Source organism: Bradyrhizobium sp. USDA 4538, from assembly GCF_024171045.1.
GTDB lineage: Bacteria > Pseudomonadota > Alphaproteobacteria > Rhizobiales > Xanthobacteraceae > Bradyrhizobium > Bradyrhizobium australafricanum.
Genome location: NZ_JALJZE010000001.1, coordinates 5,796,653 through 5,815,122, shown reverse-complemented (window position 1 = coordinate 5,815,122; position 18,470 = coordinate 5,796,653). Strand labels below are relative to the sequence as shown.

Genomic DNA, 18,470 nt, shown 5'->3' with positions numbered 1-18,470 from the left:
GCACAACATGCAGGACAGAACTTCGTCGCGAAATATCAAATCGCTGGCCAAGGATCTCCCCGGCCAGGTCGTTCTGGTGTTGCAAGGCGGCGGCGCCTTGGGCTCGTACCAGGCAGGTGTCTATCAAGCCTTGCACGAAGCAGGCATAGAGCCGGACTGGATCATCGGCACATCGATCGGCGCCATCAATGCCAGCCTCATCGCCGGCAATCCGGTCGAGAACCGGCTGTCACGCCTGAAAGAGTTCTGGAAACGGATGGAGCAAAATCCGGTCTGGAACATCCGGACGGCCTTTCCCGACTTCAATGACCGGCTATCCTACTGGGCGACCATCACCCACGGAATTCCCGGCTTTTTTCGTCCAAATGCCCTTGCTCATGCGGGTGACAGCTACCCGCTGGGTGCCGAACGGGCCGGCTATTACTCGACCGCGCCACTGGAGCAGACCCTGTGCGAACTCGTCGACGTCAAGCTACTCAATAGCTGTTCGCCGCGCCTGACGGTCGGGGCCGCCCACGTGCGGACCAGCCAGATGCACTATTTCGATAGCCGCGACGGGGAGCTCACCATCAGGCATATTATGGCCTCCGGCGCATTGCCGCCGGCCTTTCCCGCCGTCCGCATCGACGGCGAGCTCTATTGGGACGGCGGTATTCTGTCCAACACGCCGACTGAAGTCGTGTTCGATGACAATCCCCGCAAGAACTCGCTGATCTTCGCTGTCCATCTGTGGAATCCTGCAGGCCTGGAGCCGACCACGATGGCGGAGGTGCTGAATCGACACAAGGATGTCCAATACTCCAGCCGCATCATGAGCCACATCGCGCGCCAGCAGCAGGCGCATCGGTTGCGTCACATCATCAACCAATTGGCCAAACGGCTGCCCGACAGCGAACGCAACACCCCGGAGGTGCGCGAACTGGTCGGTTACGGCTGTCAGACACGCATGCACGTCGTGCGTCTGCTTGCGCCGCAGCTTGATCGCGAAACCCACACCAAGGACATCGATTTCAGCCCGCGCGGCATCATGCAGCGGTGGGACGCTGGTTACTCGCACACGAGAGCAGCCCTTGAACACGCGCCGTGGGTTGGCGAGTTTGATCCGCTGTCGGGCGTGATCCTGCATGAGCAGATGGAATTGATGCCGGTGGCGGCGGAATAAGGTGCGCGCCAGGAACAGGATTGCGCGATGGGGGAATTACTCGTCCGATCCAGCTTCCGCAGCGAAGAGGTCCTTGTCGGCAAGAGGGACCTCACCTAGCCACGCCGATCTCATCGCCTCGTGGACAAGCGAACCGACAGCCCACGAATAGGGCCTCCCCTTGACCGTGGTCAGGCTTATTTCCCGCCAGAACTCAGGATTGACCAGCGGGCTGGCAACGACGTCCTTATTGGATATCGAAGCTGCCGCTTTCGAGCATAGCCAGCATCCAGTCGTCTGTCTGGTGCCGGCGGGTCGGCTATTTTGACTGAAGTGTCACGACAGGTGACCACGTGTCGTCAACACCCGACTGCTCGAGGAGCTTGCAGCGGTCGAGCATCAGTTCAGTCGGCCTGTCGTGAGGACGCTGGCGCAAGACAGCCTCGAAGCAGCATATGGCGCTGGCGAAGTCGCGCTTGCGATATTCAAGTAGTCCCTGTTCGTAATCGATGATCCAGGCCGGGTAAGCGGCGCCTGTAGCCGAACCGATCAGTTCATGCACGGCGAGGCCTTCTGTCTTGCCGTAGACGGCTATGCGATCGATCTCGCGTGTGATCATCGCCCCCTGAACGAGGCGCTTGGTCTCGGCGCCGATCAGAATTTGCGTCTCATAGTGCTTGTTGGCGCCTTCGAGGCGGCTCGCCACGTTCACGGCATCGCCAATCACCGTGTAGTTCAGCCGCAATTCGGAGCCGACATTGCCAACCAGCATGCGGCCGGAATTGATGCCGATCCGGATTTGCAGGGGATGGCCCTGGTCGTCCCTGACGCCCGCGGCCTCAATGCCTTGGCGGCAGACGAGTGCTGCACGGCAACCGAGCAGAGCATGTTCGGCCTGCGCTGTCGGCGCGCCCCAGAATGCCATCACAGCGTCGCCAATGAATTTGTCGATGGTGCCGCCGTGGGCGACGATGACTTCGGAGGCGACGTCGAGATATCGCGACAACAGCGGCACAACCCGATCCCCCATGCGCTCGGAAAGCCCGGTGAAGCCGGCCACATCGATAAACATTACCGTCAGCTCCTGGATCGAGCCACCAGGTTTCGCCTCGATGCCCTGGCGAAGGAGCGACCGGACCAGATCGGCCGGGATGAATTTGCGGAAAGCAGACAAGCCCTGCGCCATCTCGGCTATCGCGCCCGAAAGGCTCGAAATCTCGGCGAGCCGCGACGGGTGGCGGCGCACCTGGTCCAGCGCAAAACTTTCCACATGTCGGATTTCGCCGACCACACGGGCGAGCGGTGCGGCGATCACCGACCGCGCCAGCATCGCAGAGAACAGGGCGGCGAGCAGCGCACCGATGGCAAGACCGATGATGAGCCGTCGCAACGTGGTTTCGACCGGGCCAAGAAACTCAGCCTCAGGGATCACGGTCGCCAGGCACCAGCCGGTAAATGGTAGGGGCGTCAGCCCAACCTCATAGGCTGCGCCATCGAGGGTAAGCCGCCGCCGCCAGGCTTCCTTGCGACCTTCCTCGCCGGCCAGTGTCAGAGCCATGCGCGCCAACGGCAACAGATCGATCCGGCTGTGCGCGGGATGCAGTTCGTCGGCGTTCTTGTCGGGAGCCGCGATCAATTCGTCGCCGGCACCGAGGATGAAAGCCGTTCCGGTGCGGCCGACCTCGAGCTGGGCGAGGAAACGGGAGAGCCTGGTGTACTCGATGATGATCGCAAGGACGCCCTGACGTTCCTGATAGACATCGATCGGCCCCGCGAAGGCGATCGATGGGCGCGGGCCGATCGGATGGTCGACGACCCCGAACCACTGCGGGCCCTTGGCCTCCATGCCGATCTTGAACCAGTCCTGCATAGTGACGCTAAAGTCTGTGGGTTCGAAACGGCGGGATTCAAATTCGATGTCGCCGGGGATAACCTGATACTCGTCGATGCGGCGCTGGCCGACATGGTCGATCTTCGAGATCTCCATCATCTCGAGATGGCCGTCACCGAGCTTATGCGCGGCGAAGAAGGAACCGTCGGGCCACCCGAAGGCGACCCAGGAGATCGTCGCTTGCGACTGCAATTGTGATAGGAACACGAACTCGCGCTTGTCGGCCTCGCGGGTATCGAGCACGTTCTGCAGGAACAGCGTGCGCACGGCGGTGTGGGCGGCGCGCGCTTCATTGACGATCGCGGACACCTCCTTGCGAACGGCAGCAACGATCTGTTCGTTGATCGTCGAGGCGAGCTGCCGGCTGATCGATTCGGCCGTGCGCCACCAGAGCAGGCTCGAGGCTGCTGCGGTGAGCAGGATCGCCGTAAGGACCAGCGCCGAGACGGCAAGACGAATGCTGATCGTCAGCATCCTCGCCGAAGACGGTGACCGCGGTCGTTCGAGGGCGCTTGAGCGTTCAAAGGCGTTCATGTTGGCCTTCGCCGGCGGTCGGAGGGCTTGATGGCGATACGCTTGCGTCCGGCAGATTGTTACGTCTCGGAATTATGACAGGCGGAGCGTCGCCATCGCCAATGCTCGACCCGCCCGGTTTCCATAGCGACAAGGCATTGGAGGCTCCGGTCGATGTCAGCGTATTTGATCGGCACGCAGACGGCACAAGAGCCATTTGCGGGACACCTGCAGCGAAGTCACGGATTCGTGAGCTGCCAAAACCGTAACGGCGGCAGCGAACGGAACGAACCTTTCGATGCGCCCCCGACGCCTCAGGAGGCGACGCAAAATAACGATGTGGAGAGATCTATGAAGAATGTCATCAGCTCGCTTGTCCTTGCCGGCGCCGTTTCGACCGCGCTTGCAACCCTTGCCACCGCCGCTCCCCTCACCAAGGCCGAGGCGGATGCAGCGACCGCGGCCCACAAGGAGAAGTGCTTCGGCGTCGCGCTGAAGGGCCAGAACGATTGCGCGGCCGGCCCCGGCACGACTTGCCAAGGCACCTCGACGGTCGACTTTCAGGGCAACGCGTGGAAGTTCGTGCAGGGTGGCACCTGCACCAGCATCCAGCTTCCGAACGGGAAGACCGGATCGCTCAAGCCGGTCTAGTCGCACCGCACGGCAGACGTTCACGATCATAGAGAAAGCGGAGAGACGACATGAACGCTGCGATCTCGTCCCGGTTGCTCGCAGCCGAGCCTCCCCGCTTTCCCGCGCTTGCCATACATGGCCTGGCTGGCACCAGCTTCAAGCCCGGGCACCTTGCTGCGATCCTTGGCGCGGGACGGCAGCGTGGCTTCTTCGAGGTGCATGCAGAGAATTACATGGGCGCGGGCGGGCCGCCGCATCGCGCGCTGGAAGCCGTGCGCCGCGATCATCCGGTATCATTGCATGGTGTGTGCATGTCGATCGGCGGCGAACGGCCGCTCGACAAGGCGCATCTGAAGCGCTTCCGCGATCTCGTCGAGCGCTACGAGCCCGCGCTGGTATCGGAACATCTCGCCTGGTCGACCCACGACACCACCTACTTCAACGACCTGTTGCCGCTGCCCTATACCGAAGCGACGCTCGCACGGGTCTGCGATCATATCGATCAAGTGCAAGACGCCATCTGGCGGCCGTTGCTGCTGGAAAATCCGTCGACCTATCTCGCGTTCACCGAATCGACGATGAGCGAGACCGAGTTCATCCGCCGCGTCGCGGAGCGCACCGGATGCGGACTGCTGCTCGACATCAACAATGTGTTTGTCTCGGCAAACAATCACGGCTTCTCCGCGCTCGACTATCTCTCCGACTTTCCGTTGTCACGCGTCGGCGAAATCCATCTCGCCGGTCATGCCGAGCAGCTCGACGATGAAGGCGACCTGCTCCTGATCGATAGCCATGACGGGCCGGTCACGGACGCGGTGTGGAAGCTGTTCGAGATCGTCGTCTCGCGCTGTGGTTCCGTCCCGACGCTGGTCGAATGGGACAGCAAAATTCCGGACTGGCCCGTGCTGAAGGCCGAAGCGGCCGCGGCGCAAGCAATCCTCGACCGCCACCAGCGGGAGATGCGCTATGCTGCCGCTTGAGGAGGAGCTCTCGTCCTACGCGGCGCGCTTCGCGGCTGCGCTGATCGACCCCGGGCGCGAGACACCCTCGCTCGTCACCGGGCCGAACGGAAAGGCGGCGGTCCGGCGCTACAATGTCTATCGCAACAACGTCACGGTCAGCCTGATCGATGCGCTTGCCGCGGTCTACCCTGCGGTCCAGCGCATCACGGGCGTCGAGTTCTTCCGTGCCATGGCGCGTTTCCATGTCCGGGCCTCGCCGCCAACATCGCCGCTCTTGCTCGACTATGGCCGCGACTTTCCCGCGTTCATCGAAACCTACGAATATGCCTGTGCCATGCCCTGGCTAGCGGATGTCGCGCGGATCGAGCGGGCCTGGCTCGACGCCTATCATGCCGCCGATGCCGCGCCATTGTCACGGGATGTGCTCGCTCTGGTTCCGCCGGAGCGGCTGGCGGATGTGGTGTTCACCGCACATCCTGCAGCAGGACTCGTCCGCTCGCCTTTCGCGGCGGTGACGATCTTCGCCGCCAATCGCGGCGGAGAGATGCCGGGTCAGATCGACGCGGGAACGCCGGAAGATGCTCTGATCACCCGGCCCGAGATGGACGTCGTCGTGCGCCATCTGCCCGAGGACGGCGCGGTGTTTCTGACAAACCTGATGTCGGGACGGCCGCTTGGCGACGCCGCAGCGTCGGCACTTCAGTCCTCGCCCGGATTCGACATCGCGGCGAACATCGCGGGCATGATCGAGGCGGGTGCTTTCACATCAATCAATTTCGGAGAAGCATGATGGTCATCGATCAGCATTTTGGCGCCAGTGAACGCCACCGGCTGAGCCACCTCGCTGACAAGGCCGAGCACCTGATCCAGACAGTGGCCTTGCCGTCGCTGGTTCAATTCGTGATGCGCGTGGCGCTGGCGGTGCCGTTCTGGAAATCCGGCATCCTGAAATGGACCGGCTTCCTCAAGCTGAGCGACACCGCGGTGACGCTGTTCACCGACGAGTTCATGCTGCACCTGCCAGGCGGGCCCTATCACTATCCGCTACCTGCGGTGATGGCATTCCTGTCCGGATGCGGCGAGATCATCTTTCCGGTGCTGCTGGTGCTCGGCCTTGGCACCCGCTTTGCCGCACTCGGGCTGTTGTTCATGACCATGATTGTCGAACTCACCGTGCCCGACGGCTGGCCGATCCACCTCACTTGGGCGGCGATGGCGCTCGGGATCATGGCTTGGGGACCGGGACGCATCTCGGCGGATCATCTGATACACGGATTCCTTCGGCAAACGAACTGAGCACTCAAGCTAGCGTCCGCATCCCTTTTCCGGCCGCTCATAACCGGTCTGGTTGCAGGTTCGAGTCCTGCCGGGCCCACCAAGACACGTGGAGCCGTCACCGTTTCAATAGGCGCGCGCGAAGTCACCCTCCTGCTTGATGTCAGTGAATACCGGAAAGCGCGCCTTCCACGGCGTGCCCTTGGCCGTCGTCAACTTGTTGAGCCGCTCAAGCACGCCGAGGCCATCCTTGCGCAGGCCCGCCGAGACCGCCGCAAGGTCCGGGAAATTCTTCAGGACGGCATCGAGCCAGATGGTGCGGCCGGCCAGGAAACCGCCCGCGCCCGCGGCATAGGCGAAGTCGAGGACGCGCTCGAATTTTTCCGGCGCGGCGCCGCCCGACAGGAGCACCCAGGGAATGCTCCGCTCGCGGCAGATATCGCCGATCGCATCGAATTCCTTCTGCGCGGCCGTGGCTTCCTTGCTGCCGTCACGGGCCGGCAGGCTGTTGGCCGCGAGAGGGCTCTCAAGCTTCAGGAGATCGACGCCGTATTCGGGCCTGGCAAACTCGCGCACGCTATCGATGACGAGGCCCGGCAGCTTGCCGGGCGATTCCACATAATCGGCGGTGTGATTGGCGCTGCCAAGGAACGGATAGACCAGCAGTTCAAGAACATAGGGAACGTCGTGGCGGGCGCACTCCTCGCCAATCTCGCGCACGAAGCGCTTCTGATGCTCGTTGACCGCGGCGTCCGCATCCGGCCGATACCAGGCCAGCACCTTGACGGCGTCGCCGCCCATGGCGCGAATTTTCTCCACACTCCAGTTGGCGATCGCGCGCGACTTGCGACCGCCCGCGGTCTCCTCGACGCGATGCTCCTCCAGCGTCATGATCAGGCCGCAGCGCGGCGGCAACAGATCAATCGCGGCGGGCACGGCAAAATTCGGATCGAACAGCATCGAGCTGCAATGCGGTGCGAGGTTTTCCACGAGGAGCCGCTTGGCCGCCGTGACGTCGGAATATTCGACCTGATCCCGCGTGATTCCCTTCGCCTTCGCAATGGCATCGAACAGCGGCGGCCGCTGATCCAATGCCACCATGCGAAAGTGGCCTTCCGCGTCAGCAAGGCGTCCCAGCCCGCGGTTCTTTCCAATCGTTCTCATGGCTTCGTCCTCATGAATGCAAGACAGTCGTTGATGGTGGGGATTCCGTTGCGGCCACCCGCGTGGCGACATTTCATCGCGGCCGTGGCTGCAGAAAACGCCATGGCGGTGCGCACATCGAGGCCGACGCCGATCGCCAGCGCATAGGCGCCATGAAAGACGTCGCCGGCACCGGTGGTATCGACGACATCGACGGCATAGGCGGCATGCCGGTGCAGCTGGCCATTCTCGTACCAACTGACGCCACCCTCGCCGCGTGTGACGGCGATGACACTGCAGCCGAAGCGCGCCAGTGCTGCGAGAGATTCGTCTTTGGCAGACCCGACGAAAGAAGCGAGCGCAGGCTCGGAAAAGATCGCATGGTCGGTCAGGGGCAGCAGTCGCTCGAATACCTCGGCATCAGCCATATCGCCGTCGAGTACCGTCGGAATGCCGCGCGCACGCGCCTCGCGAAACAGCGTCGCGGCGCCCTCCACCCAGCGCGGATCCGCCAGCACCGAGGATGCGCGAGCGACGGCTTCAAGCGGAAGCCAATCGGCCGCTTCCGGAAAGAGACCACGGAAGTTCACGATCTGCCGCTCGCCCGAACTGTCGACAATGATCCCCGAGACCGATGAGCGGCCATCGGGAAACAGCCGGAAATTCTCGACGTCGACACCTTCGGCCGCAAAAGCCGACCGCATCTCGTGCCCGGCGGCATCGTCCCCTGCCCGCCCCCAGAACGCGACGGAGGCACCGAGCCGTGCGACGGCGACCGCGGCATTGGCGGCCATTCCGCCGCCAAGGGTACCGTAGTCGATGGCCTTTATCTTCTCGCTGTTGCCCGCAAAGAGCCGATCAACACGCCAGACCTGATCGAGCGCGGACAGCCCAAGGCAGATCACCTGGACGCCCCTGGCTCCCGACGCCACATCCGCGAGCGCTGAAAGAGCTGCTATGTTCGCCGATGCGCTCACCGCAAAACCTGCCCGTTCGCTGCATCGAACAAATGCGTCTTGCCCGGCTGGGGCCGCAAACTGAGGCGATCGCCGGGCTTTGGTCGCAACGCTGGATCGACCCTTGCGATCGCGGAGACGCCGGCGAGATCGAAATGGATCAGCGTATCCGAGCCGAGCGGCTCGACCAGCTTGACGTGGATGGCGATGCCGTCCGCCGCATCGGTCGTGACGGCAAAATGTTCAGGACGAATGCCGAGCACGGCATTTCCCGCCTGCTGCAGGCGGCTTGCGGCCTCGCCGTCCAGCGGCACCGCCGTTGCGCCTTGCGAAAGGATCGCGCGCTCCTCACGCCATTCGACCGGGAAGAAGTTCATGGCCGGCGAGCCGATGAAGCCGGCGACGAACTGGTTGGCCGGCCGCTCGTACACTGTCTCCGGCGTGTCGTATTGCTGGATCGCCCCGTTCTGGAGCACCACGATCCGGTCGGCCATCGTCATGGCCTCGATCTGGTCATGGGTCACGAAGACCATGGTGGTCTTGAGCTCCTGCGATAGCGCCTTGATCTCGGCCCGCACCTGCCCGCGCAGTTTTGCGTCGAGGTTGGACAACGGCTCGTCGAACAGGAACGCCTTGGGATTGCGCACAATCGCACGGCCCATGGCGACGCGCTGGCGCTGTCCGCCGGAGAGCTCCTTCGGCTTGCGATCGAGATAGGGCTCGATGTGCAGGAGCGCGGCGGCACGCTTCACGCGCGCATCGATCTCCGCCTTTGGCGTTCCCCGCAGCTCCAATGCGAACGACATATTGTCGTAGACGCGCATGTGCGGATAGAGCGCGTAGTCCTGGAACACCATCGCAATATCGCGCTGTGCAGCTTGCACGCCGTTGACGCGCTTGTCGCCGATGTAAAGGTCACCCGACGTGATCGGCTCGAGACCCGCAATGATTCGCAGCAGGGTCGACTTGCCACAGCCGGACGGCCCGACGAACACCACGAATTCATGGTCCGCGATCTCCAGATTGAGATCGGGGATCACGGTGAAACTGCCGTAGCGCTTGACGAGGTTGCGGATCGAGATCGAGGCCATGATCGCCTAACCCAGCGCCAGTACCGGCTTGATCAGTTCGCCCCTGGCAAAGCGGGCGAAATTCTCAGGCAGGGCCGACAGGCCGAACTCGCCGTCGACGAGGACGCGGTATTCGTCCTTGAACTTGCGCAGCAATTCGATGTTCGGCTCGAAATCCGAGACCGGGAAGTAGAAGGTCCGGATCATGTAGAAGTCCTTGCGGCGGAACACCTTGCCCTCTTCGATGGTCCAGGGCGCGGCGTTCTCGCCGACCAGCACCAGCGCGCCGCGCGGCAGGACGAGCTCGATGCCGAGGTTGCGCGCCGCATGCGCGCCGGAGCATTCCATGATGAGAGCAAAGCGCTTCGAGGTGTCGCCCACGGGATGCGCCTTCGCGCCGAAGGATTGCGCGATCTTCAACCGCGTCGCATTGGGGTCGGCGACGTAGATGTCGTTGTAGCCGAGCGCACGGAGCGCCAGCACGACGCCGAGGCCGACCGGCCCGGCGCCCATGACAAGAACAGGTCCGGCCTCACCGGGCGGCACCACGCGGCTGACGAAACGCACGGCGTGGCCCGACGTGCCGATGGTGTCGAGCAAGAGCGGCGCAAGGCTGTCCTCGATGTCATCGGGCACCGGCAGCAGGCAATTTTCCGGCACCGGCACGTATTCGGCGTAGCCGCCCGGCCGGTTCCAGCCGATCAGGCTGGAGACCTCCAGGCACATCTGGGTATCGCCGCGCTTGCAGGCCGCGCAATGGTCGCAGTGGAGTGGAATATAGACGGCACAGCGGCGACCATGCAGCCGGTGACCGGGCTGCTCGACCACGCCGAAAATCTCATGGCCGGCGGTGAACTCTGCGCCCTTGTGCCAGAGCTTGAAGTCAGAACCGCACAGCGCGGTGCGCGAAACGCGCACGAGCACTTCACCTGTGCCGACGTCAGGCATTGCCACGCGCTCGATGGTGATGCGGTCGCCGCCGTGGAAGACCGCGGCCTGCATGATCGAATTCGGACGGGGTGATACGTTCATCAGATACCTAGCCTTTCACCGCACCGAGCGTCAGTCCGGACACCAGCCAGCGCTGAACCAGGGCAGCCAGCACCAGCGGCGGCAGTGCGATCAGCGTCGCAGCGGCCATGAGAGCGCCCCATTGCGTCGAGCCTTCGCCGATGAAGTTGAAGGCCGCCGCGATCAGCGTCTTGGTGTCGCCGTTGGAGAGCACCAGCGCAAACAGGAAGTAGTTCCACGAGAAGACGAAGGCGAGGATCGCCGAGACGGCGACGCCGGACGCCACCAGCGGCAGCGCGATACGCCAGAGGATGCGCGTGACGCTGCATCCGTCGACCTGCGCGGCCTCGAAGACGCTGCGCGGGATGCCGTCGAAGGATGGCAGCAACACCCAGATCACGATCGGCAGCGTGATGACCGCGTGGCTCAGGATCAGCGCGGTGTACGAGCCGATCATCCCGACCTGCCGGAACATGACGTACCACGGCAGCAGGAACAGCGTGCCGGGCGCCATGCGCGCGGCGAGCGTCAGGATCGCCGGCCAGGAAATGCGAGTCCAGGACACGGCGAAGGCGGCGGGGATGCCGAACAGTAGTCCGAGCGCTGTCGAGCCGACGGTGACGATGAGGCTGTTGAGCGCATAGCTGAGGAACGGCGTCGTCTTCGTCAGCTCGACATAATTGTCGAGCGTCGGCGTGAAGATCAGCGTCGGCGGATAGGCCGTCACCTCGAACGACGGCTTGAACGAGGACAACACCATCCAGACCGTCGGCGCCATGATGAGCACACCGGCGAGCACGAGCTGCACGGTGTTGAGCCAGCGGATCCAGCGGTCGGTGTTGGCGGCATCCGTCATGACATCACCACGCCACAGCGCCGCGCAGGCGGTTGAAGGCGAGCACGGCGCCGAACACGATCGCCGTCAGCGTCAGCATCAGGGCGCTGGCGTAACCGATGTTGAAGAATTCGAAGCCGACCCGGAAGCCGTAGATGTTGAGCGTGTTCGAGGCGTTGCCGGGGCCGCCCTGGGTCGTGATGTAGATGATGTCGAAGAAACGCAGGAGATCGACGCTGCGCAGGATGGCCGCGGTGACGATCGTCGGCAAGAGCAGCGGCAAAGTGATGCGCTGGAAGGTCTTGAACGGCGATGCCCCGTCGATCTGCGCGGCCTCGTAGACGCTCGGCGGCAGGGATTGCAGGCCGCCCAACACGATCAAGGCGACGTAAGGCGTCCACTGCCAGCTGTCGATCAGAGCGACGGTCGGGATAACCCAGGTCGGCGACGCCAGCCAGTCCGACGGCGGCAGGCCGAACGACTGGAGGATGTAATTGGCCGCGCCCAGCGAAGGATCGAGGATCACCAGCCACATCATGCCCGCCACCACTGGCGGCATCATGAACGGGGAGATGAACAGCGAGCGCACGATTCCCGGCAGGCGCCTGGCGTGAAACAACACCAGAGCCAGCCACACGCCGAAGACGAGCTGGAGCACCAACGATAGCACATAGAGCGCTATGGTGATCCAGAGTCCGTGCCAAAACTCGTAGTCGGAGATCAGCTTTGAATAATTGGCGAGGCCCGCAAAGGACTGCTTGCCGGTCGAGGAGAATGTCTGGAAGCCGAGCCAGATCGTATAGACGACCGGAAACGCGATCATCGCGACCGTGAAGATCACGGCCGGCGCCGAGAGCGCCGCCATTTCCAGCTTCTGCCGGTCCTGCGTGAGTGTCGCAGCCGCGTCCGACATGCGTCCGTTTCCTTGAGAGTGAGGAGCCGGCAGGCATAAGCCTGCCAGCATCAGGCGGTTACTTCTGGGCGATCAGCGCATCGAGCGCCTTGTCGGCATCAGCACAGGCCTGGTCGATGGGCTTCTGCTTCAAGATCAGGTCCTGCACGGCCTGGCCGATGAATTCGCGTGATTCCGGGTTGGCGATGATGGGATAGCCGACCTCGGAGGAGCCCTTGGTCGCAAGCACGTCGAGCGCAGCCTGCCATTCCTTGCGGACCGGCTCCTCGTCGATCCATTTGCGGTACTCAGGATCCTTGGCAACCGACGGCCGCGGCGGGGCAATGCCCTGGAGCGCCATTTTCTTCTGCACCTCGGGGCTGGTCGCCCACTGCACGAAGTACCAGGCCGCGTCCGGCTGCTTGCTGTGCGAGGAAACCGCCATGCCCCAGCCGATCGTGGTCGGCACCTGGCCGGCCTCGCCTGCCGGGAACGGCAACAGGCCGGTGTCCTTCAGGCGCGCGCCGCCCTCCATCACTGTGCGCAACTCGTTCGAGGATTCGAACGCCATCGCGGCGCGGCCGCTGCGGTAGAGCGCCGAAATCTGCTGGAAGCTGTAGTTGACCACACCTGGCGGACCGAAGTCGCGCAGCAGCCGGCTATAGGTGTCGAGTGCTTCCTTGCCCTTGGCCGAGCAGAGGTTCGACTTGCCGCCTGCGATGTAGCTGCCTCCGATGTTGTGCAGCATGTTGCTGAAGGTATAGGCGACCGCGGGCTTGAGGCCACGCGAGACAAAGGGCGTGACAGCGCTGTCGCAGGTCTTGATCTTCTCGGCGGCCGCCTCGACATCCTTGATGGTCTTCGGCGCCTCAATGCCGCACTTCTTGAAGATGTCGGTGCGGTAATAGAAGATCGGACCTTCGATGTTCATCGGCATGCTGGTCAGCTTGCCGCCGAAGGTCGCGGCCTTGAGCAGAGCCTGGCTCAACCCGGCCGGGTCGTATTCCTTGGCCACCTCATTCTTGGCCATCGCAGTGAGATCGCCGTACCAGCCGGCCGCGGCAAACTGCTCGCCCTCGCGCGAAGGCAGCGTCATGAACACGTCGACCTCGTCGCTGTTCGCATTCATGACGGTGACCAGACGCTGGCGCATCTGTTGTTCCTGATAACCGTCGACCTTCAGGGTCATGCCGGTCAGCTTCTCGAAATCGGCCTTGTAGGTCAGCAGCGCCTGCGCGACCGGATTGTTATTGGCGAGAAAGGTGACGGTCCTGCCCTTGAACTTCATCCAGTCGAAATCGGCCGCATGAGCCTGCGCGCTGACGGCGACAAGCGCGAGAACGGGCAACGCGACGTGCGTCGCGAGCATCCTGACCTTCATCGAACTCTCCTCCCGGCTGGCCGCCTTAAGCTGGCGGGCCATTTGAACGCCACTTGAAAACGGTTACAATTTAGACCTCACATCGGTTGTGTCAAGCAATGGACAAACCGGATATTCTGCGGCAAATTTACGAGATTACCGCTGCCACGCGGTTTGCCCCGTCGAATGTAACGTTACATTGATGCGATTGACCAACGCCAAATCCGTGAAACAGGGCATCCGCGCCGTCGCAGCCCGTGCCGGCGTCTCAACGGCCTCGGTGTCGCGCGCGCTCAACAATCCCGATGCGGTGAGCCCTTCCCTGCGGGCGCGCATCGAACAGGCCATCGACGCGCTCGGCTACATTCCGCATGCGCCGGCGCGCATCCTGTCGTCACGGCGCTCGCGCACGCTCGGCGCGATCGTTCCGACCATCGACAACACGATGTTCGCGCGCGGCATCGCCTCGCTCCAGCAGTATCTCTCCTCGGTCGGATACATGCTGTTTCTCACCACGAGCGGCTACGATCTCGACGTCGAATTGCAGCAAGCGCGCAATTTGATCAGCCGCGGCGTCGATGGACTTGTGCTGCGCGGTGATTGCCATCACGAGGGACTGCGCAAGTTGCTTGCGGACAACGCGGTTCCCTTCATCAATGTCGGCATCTACCAGCCTGATCGACCCCACCCTTGCGTCGGAACCAACAACGAAGCGGCCGCCCACCGCGCCGCCGCGCACGTCATCGAGCTTGGCCACCGCCGCATCGGGATCGTCTCGGCGCTCCAGCGCAACAACGACCGCGCCAGCGCTCGCGTCGCCGGCTTTCGCCGCGCGCTCACCGAGAACGGCCTGGAGCTCCCTCCGCAATGGCATGTCGAGGTGCCCTACACGCTGGACGACGCGCGCGAAGCAGCCCGCTATCTCCTCAACCTGAAGGATCGTCCGACCGCCGTCGTCTGCGGCAACGATGTGATCGCCTACGGCGTGTTGCTCGAGGCGGAGCGCGATGGATTTTCGGTGCCGCGCGACCTGTCGGTGGTCGGCTTCGACGATCTCGACTGGAGCCGCCATTTGCGGCCGAGCCTGACCACGATCCACGTGCCGACCGGAGAAACCTGGCAGCGTGCCGGCGAATATCTGGTGCGCAGCCTCGCCGGCGAGCAGACCATCATGCATCGCGAGATCGACTTCTCCCTGGTGGTCCGTGAATCGACGGCTCCCCCACTCAAATCCTGAAGCGAGACCCCTGCAATGCGCTCAAATTTCTCTCTTGCGGCCGGCTTCCATGCCGTGGTGATCGGCGGCGCCGGCGACATTGGCGCCGCGATCAGCAATCAGTTTTGCGATCTCGGCGCGACGGTGACCGCAACGGCGGCCAACGAGACCGATCTGGCGCGCACTTTGCTGAAATCGCGCCCCGGACTCACACTGGCGACGCTCGACGTCACGAACGACGACGCTGTCGCTTCTTTTGCCCAACAGCAAAAGCGCGTCGATGCGCTGGTCAACTGCGCGGGAATCCTCGCCCGCGATAAGGAATACGAGATCGAGACCTTCATGAGGGTGCTCGACGTCAATCTCACGGGCACATTTCGAACCTGCATGGCGTTCCGCCCGCTTCTCGCCGAGAGCAAGGGCGCGATCGTCAATCTTGCCTCGATGAATGCGACATTGGCGCTGCCGCGAATCCCGGCTTATTGCGCCAGCAAGGGCGGTGTCGTGATGCTGACCAAGGCGCTCGCGTTGGCATGGGCCAAGCAAGGCATCCGGGTCAATGCGGTTGCCCCCGGCTATATCGAAACGGCGATCAATGCGGCCGGCCGCACCGATCGCGCGCACTATCAGCGCATCGCCGACCGCACCGCGTTCAAGCGCTGGGGTCAGCCGGAGGACGTTGCGGGAGCCGTCGCATTCCTCTGCATGCCGGCATCTCAATATGCTACCGGCACCGTCGTCGCGGTGGATGGCGGGTTTCTTGCCGGATGAGCCAGGAAACCAACGGATACGGCCTGCATAATGTCGCCGGAAATGTCTGGGAATGGTACGAGGACCGCCTCGCACCGTCGGGAGTCCCCTTGAATCGCGAGCCTGCACCGAACCGCTCGACGCGCGGTGAATCCTGCCTCGAGTCCCACGGCAGCCGCCACCGCTTCGCAGCGCGAAACCCGAACGCGCCGGTCGGCTCGTCGGGCACGACCGGCTTCCGTGTCGTGCGCACCGGGCAGCTGCGGGATCCGGCATAGGATGACGCTGGCGACAAATGCCGCGAAGCCGGCCCCTGCTCCCGGCACCCGTCTGTTGCCGCAGTTCTTGCGCAATTTCGTGCGCAATCGCGAGACCGGCCTCGTGCTGGTCGGCATTGTCGTCGGGTTGCTGAGCGGCGTCCTCGTTGCCGCGATCTCGGGCCTCAGCCAGGCTTCGCACGCGCTGCTGTTCGACATTCCCCTCGACGCACATCTGAGCGCCACCGGCGTGATTTCCTGGCAGCGCACGCTGCTGATCCCGGCAGTTGGCGGCCTGGTCCTGGCGCTGATCGGGCTGTACTTCGCGCGGCGCGTCAAGGGACAGCAGCTCGCCGACGCCATCGAAGCCAACGCACTCTATGGCGGCCGGGTGTCCTTCCGCGGCAGCCTGCTGATCTCGATCCAGACTCTGCTGTCCAACGGGTTCGGTGGATCGGTCGGACTCGAAGCGGGATACACGCAGATCTGCTCGATGTTTGGCTCCCATGTCGGCCAGCGCCTCGCCGCCCGCCGCAACGACATGCGGCTGTTGGTGGCCTGCGGCGCGGCGGGGGCGATCAGCGCAGCGTTTTCGGCTCCGCTGGCCGGCGCCTTCTATGCCTTCGAGGTCGTGCTGGGAGCCTACACCTCGGCCGCTCTGGTGCCCGTCATCGCCAGCGCCGTCACGGCCTGGCTGGTGGCGCGGGGGTTGACGCACCAGTCCTTTCTGATGGTGCCCGGCTTCCCATCGCCCGTGTCCGTCGAGATGATCGGACAGACCGTGCTGATCGGCATCATTTGCGCATTCGTCAGCATCCTCGTCATGCTCGCGGTCGCATTCTCCGAACGTTGCTTTCAGCGCGTCACGCTCTTCAGCGGCTTCGTGCGCCCGATCCTCGGCGGCCTGCTGCTCGGCGGCCTCGCCCTGCTGACGCCGACCGTGCTCGGCGCAGGACATGGCGCAATGCAGATCCTGCTGGTCAGCAATCCGAGCTGGCTCCTGCTCACGACGACCATCGTGCTCAAGATCCTGGCATCGGCCGTCTCGCTCGGCTCCGGCTTTCGCGGCGGCCTGTTCTTCGCCTCGCTGCTGCTCGGCGCGCTGATCGGGCAGCTCTACAGCGTCGTGCTGACCGGCCCCTTCCCCACGCTCGCGCTTCAGCCCGGGACCGCCGCCATCGCGGCTCTCGCCGCACTCGGAACCGGTGTGCTCGGCGCACCGTTCAGCATGGTTTGTCTCGCGCTCGAGATCACCGGCGATTTCTCCGTGACCGTCGGGGCCGTGGTCGCATCATCGGTCTGCGCGCTGATCGTCCGCGAGTTGTTCGGCTACAGCTTTGCGACATGGCGCTTCCACCTGCGCGGCGAGGTGATCCGCGGTCCGCAGGACATCGGCTGGGTCCGTCAGATGAGCGCAGCGTCCCTGATGCGCGCCGACTTCGAGAATGCGCTGACGACCATGCCGATCGGCGAGGCGCAGAAGCTGTTCTCGCCGGCGCAGGTCCGACAGGTCGTGCTGCGCGATCCGAACGGCAGCTATGCCGGCATCGTCGCGGCGGCGACGCTGCATTCCGTCACCAATCGGGACGACGATCCGCTCGGGTCGCTGGCCCAGCAGCAGGATGAATACCTGCTTCCGACCACGTCGGTTCGCGAGATCCTGAAGGCCTTTGAACGGAGCGAAGCCGACGTCCTCGCGGTCATTGACCGTGCCGACCACCGCGTCACGATTGGCACCTTAAGCGAATCCCATGTGCTGCGCACCTATGGGGAAGAGCTCGAACGCCGGAACCAGGAGCTGTTTTCGCGGTGATACTTGCGCGCTATGGCCTTAGATCCATATCGATCCGCACAAAATCGCCGCGATAGGTGACTTCACCGAGATAGATCACGGTGCGATCGCTCGCCGTGAAGACACGGCGGACTTCGGCGACCGGCGAATTCAAAGGCACGCGCAGCAGCCGCGCCGCCTCGATGTCCGCGGTTCCGATGGTCAATGTCTGGCGGGCGCTGGCGATCGCCGGATCCCTGAGATCGTTGAGGATCGGGATCACCGTCTCGTTGCGAAAGCGCTTGGGAGACCTGCGAAAGATCTTCTCATCGAGATAGATGGAAATGACGCAATAAGGCTGCTTCTGCCGCGAGTGCAGACGGCGCATGAAGACATATTTCTCGGCCGGCTTGCCGTCTTCGGGAAGCAACGGCGCATCGCTCCGGCTTTCCGAGATGTTGATGATCTCCGGCGAGGTGTCGCGGTACATGTCCGCGAGATCGGACAGTGTGGTCTCGACCTTGAGCCAGCGGTCCTGTCGTACAGTCCCGGTGACGAAGGTGCCGCGGCCCTGCTGCGCCTCGATGACACCGTCGCGGGCGAGCAGTTCGACGGCCTGCCTGATGGTGACGCGCGAGACGCCGAACTCGGCCGCCAGATCCTCGTTGGCCGGCAGGCGAAAACCTTGACTCCAGACGCCGCGCGCAATCCGCTGGCGAAAGATATCGGCAATCTGCGCGTATTTGGGGACGTGACTGTCGGAACTCAATTCCATCTCGCCCTCCGGAAATCAA

Annotated in this window: 19 protein-coding genes; 10 read left to right on the top strand and 9 right to left on the bottom strand. The window is 63.6% G+C overall.

The genetic code is table 11. The annotated features are described in order from the left end of the window. Positions 1-7: 7 nt before the first annotated feature. On the top strand, positions 8-1,162 hold the full coding sequence (locus J2R78_RS26325; protein ID WP_253607385.1) for a patatin-like phospholipase family protein: 1,155 nt from the start codon (positions 8-10) through the stop codon (positions 1,160-1,162). A gap of 298 nt (positions 1,163-1,460) precedes the next feature. On the opposite strand, the gene J2R78_RS26320 is transcribed toward J2R78_RS26325, so the two are convergent. Then, positions 1,461-3,275 (bottom strand): adenylate/guanylate cyclase domain-containing protein, encoded by a 1,815-nt coding sequence (locus tag J2R78_RS26320; RefSeq protein WP_253636022.1) that lies wholly within the window; start codon positions 3,273-3,275, stop codon positions 1,461-1,463. A 16-nt stretch (positions 3,276-3,291) separates the two neighbouring features. On the opposite strand from J2R78_RS26320, the gene J2R78_RS45030 reads away from it, so the two are divergent. The 5 genes from J2R78_RS45030 (at position 3,292) to J2R78_RS26295 (ending at position 6,436) form a co-directional block, all read left to right on the top strand. Further along, positions 3,292-3,597: a hypothetical protein gene (locus J2R78_RS45030; RefSeq protein ID WP_253607383.1), complete on the top strand. Its 306-nt coding sequence runs from the start codon at positions 3,292-3,294 to the stop codon at positions 3,595-3,597. 299 nt (positions 3,598-3,896) lie between these two features. Next, positions 3,897-4,196 (top strand): DUF2282 domain-containing protein, encoded by a 300-nt coding sequence (locus tag J2R78_RS26310; RefSeq protein WP_038377692.1) that lies wholly within the window; start codon positions 3,897-3,899, stop codon positions 4,194-4,196. A 50-nt stretch (positions 4,197-4,246) separates the two neighbouring features. Further along, entirely contained in the window at positions 4,247-5,158 is a 912-nt protein-coding gene (locus tag J2R78_RS26305) for a DUF692 domain-containing protein (protein WP_253607382.1), read from the top strand. After that, positions 5,145-5,930, top strand: coding sequence for a DNA-binding domain-containing protein (locus tag J2R78_RS26300; protein ID WP_253607381.1), 786 nt, complete (start codon positions 5,145-5,147; stop codon positions 5,928-5,930). Before J2R78_RS26305 ends, J2R78_RS26300 begins: the two co-directional genes overlap by 14 nt. Next, the gene (locus J2R78_RS26295) at positions 5,930-6,436 is read left to right on the top strand and encodes a DoxX family protein (protein WP_253636021.1); all 507 of its coding nucleotides are present in this window, start codon (positions 5,930-5,932) and stop codon (positions 6,434-6,436) included. Before J2R78_RS26300 ends, J2R78_RS26295 begins: the two co-directional genes overlap by 1 nt. Positions 6,437-6,541: 105 nt before the next feature. Here J2R78_RS26295 and J2R78_RS26290 read toward each other — a convergent pair whose 3' ends face one another. From J2R78_RS26290 to J2R78_RS26260, 7 genes are read right to left on the bottom strand one after another with little or no spacing between them, the layout of a single operon-like run. Then, a complete protein-coding gene (locus J2R78_RS26290; RefSeq protein WP_253607379.1) occupies positions 6,542-7,579 on the bottom strand; it encodes a tagatose 1,6-diphosphate aldolase in 1,038 nt (345 codons plus the stop codon). Continuing rightward, positions 7,576-8,535: a PfkB family carbohydrate kinase gene (locus tag J2R78_RS26285; RefSeq protein ID WP_253607376.1), complete on the bottom strand. Its 960-nt coding sequence runs from the start codon at positions 8,533-8,535 to the stop codon at positions 7,576-7,578. Before J2R78_RS26285 ends, J2R78_RS26290 begins: the two co-directional genes overlap by 4 nt. Then, positions 8,532-9,605 (bottom strand): ABC transporter ATP-binding protein, encoded by a 1,074-nt coding sequence (locus J2R78_RS26280; RefSeq protein ID WP_225645759.1) that lies wholly within the window; start codon positions 9,603-9,605, stop codon positions 8,532-8,534. Before J2R78_RS26280 ends, J2R78_RS26285 begins: the two co-directional genes overlap by 4 nt. A gap of 6 nt (positions 9,606-9,611) precedes the next feature. After that, entirely contained in the window at positions 9,612-10,616 is a 1,005-nt protein-coding gene (locus tag J2R78_RS26275) for a zinc-binding dehydrogenase (RefSeq protein ID WP_253607375.1), read from the bottom strand. Positions 10,617-10,623: 7 nt separating this feature from the next. Then, positions 10,624-11,451 (bottom strand): carbohydrate ABC transporter permease, encoded by an 828-nt coding sequence (locus J2R78_RS26270; protein WP_028335651.1) that lies wholly within the window; start codon positions 11,449-11,451, stop codon positions 10,624-10,626. A 4-nt stretch (positions 11,452-11,455) separates the two neighbouring features. After that, positions 11,456-12,343: a carbohydrate ABC transporter permease gene (locus J2R78_RS26265; protein ID WP_176937038.1), complete on the bottom strand. Its 888-nt coding sequence runs from the start codon at positions 12,341-12,343 to the stop codon at positions 11,456-11,458. A gap of 58 nt (positions 12,344-12,401) precedes the next feature. Then, positions 12,402-13,703 (bottom strand): ABC transporter substrate-binding protein, encoded by a 1,302-nt coding sequence (locus J2R78_RS26260; protein ID WP_253607373.1) that lies wholly within the window; start codon positions 13,701-13,703, stop codon positions 12,402-12,404. Between the two features lie 181 nt (positions 13,704-13,884). Here J2R78_RS26260 and J2R78_RS26255 point away from each other — a divergent pair, with 181 nt between their 5' ends. The 4 genes from J2R78_RS26255 to J2R78_RS26240 are packed head-to-tail and all read left to right on the top strand — an operon-like array spanning position 13,885 to position 17,718. Next, complete coding sequence (locus J2R78_RS26255) at positions 13,885-14,919, top strand: LacI family DNA-binding transcriptional regulator (protein WP_057021071.1); 1,035 nt, start codon at positions 13,885-13,887, stop codon at positions 14,917-14,919. Between the two features lie 15 nt (positions 14,920-14,934). Then, a complete protein-coding gene (locus J2R78_RS26250) occupies positions 14,935-15,669 on the top strand; it encodes an SDR family NAD(P)-dependent oxidoreductase (RefSeq protein WP_253607372.1) in 735 nt (244 codons plus the stop codon). Next, positions 15,666-15,926 (top strand): SUMF1/EgtB/PvdO family nonheme iron enzyme, encoded by a 261-nt coding sequence (locus J2R78_RS26245; RefSeq protein ID WP_253607371.1) that lies wholly within the window; start codon positions 15,666-15,668, stop codon positions 15,924-15,926. Before J2R78_RS26250 ends, J2R78_RS26245 begins: the two co-directional genes overlap by 4 nt. A gap of 1 nt (position 15,927) precedes the next feature. Further along, positions 15,928-17,718 (top strand): chloride channel protein, encoded by a 1,791-nt coding sequence (locus J2R78_RS26240; RefSeq protein WP_092086040.1) that lies wholly within the window; start codon positions 15,928-15,930, stop codon positions 17,716-17,718. 10 nt (positions 17,719-17,728) lie between these two features. Here the strand turns inward: J2R78_RS26240 and J2R78_RS26235 are convergent, their stop codons facing one another. After that, positions 17,729-18,451 carry a GntR family transcriptional regulator gene (locus J2R78_RS26235; protein ID WP_028335658.1) on the bottom strand — a complete coding sequence of 241 codons (723 nt, stop codon included), beginning with the start codon at positions 18,449-18,451 and terminating at the stop codon, positions 17,729-17,731. Positions 18,452-18,470 lie beyond the last annotated feature (19 nt).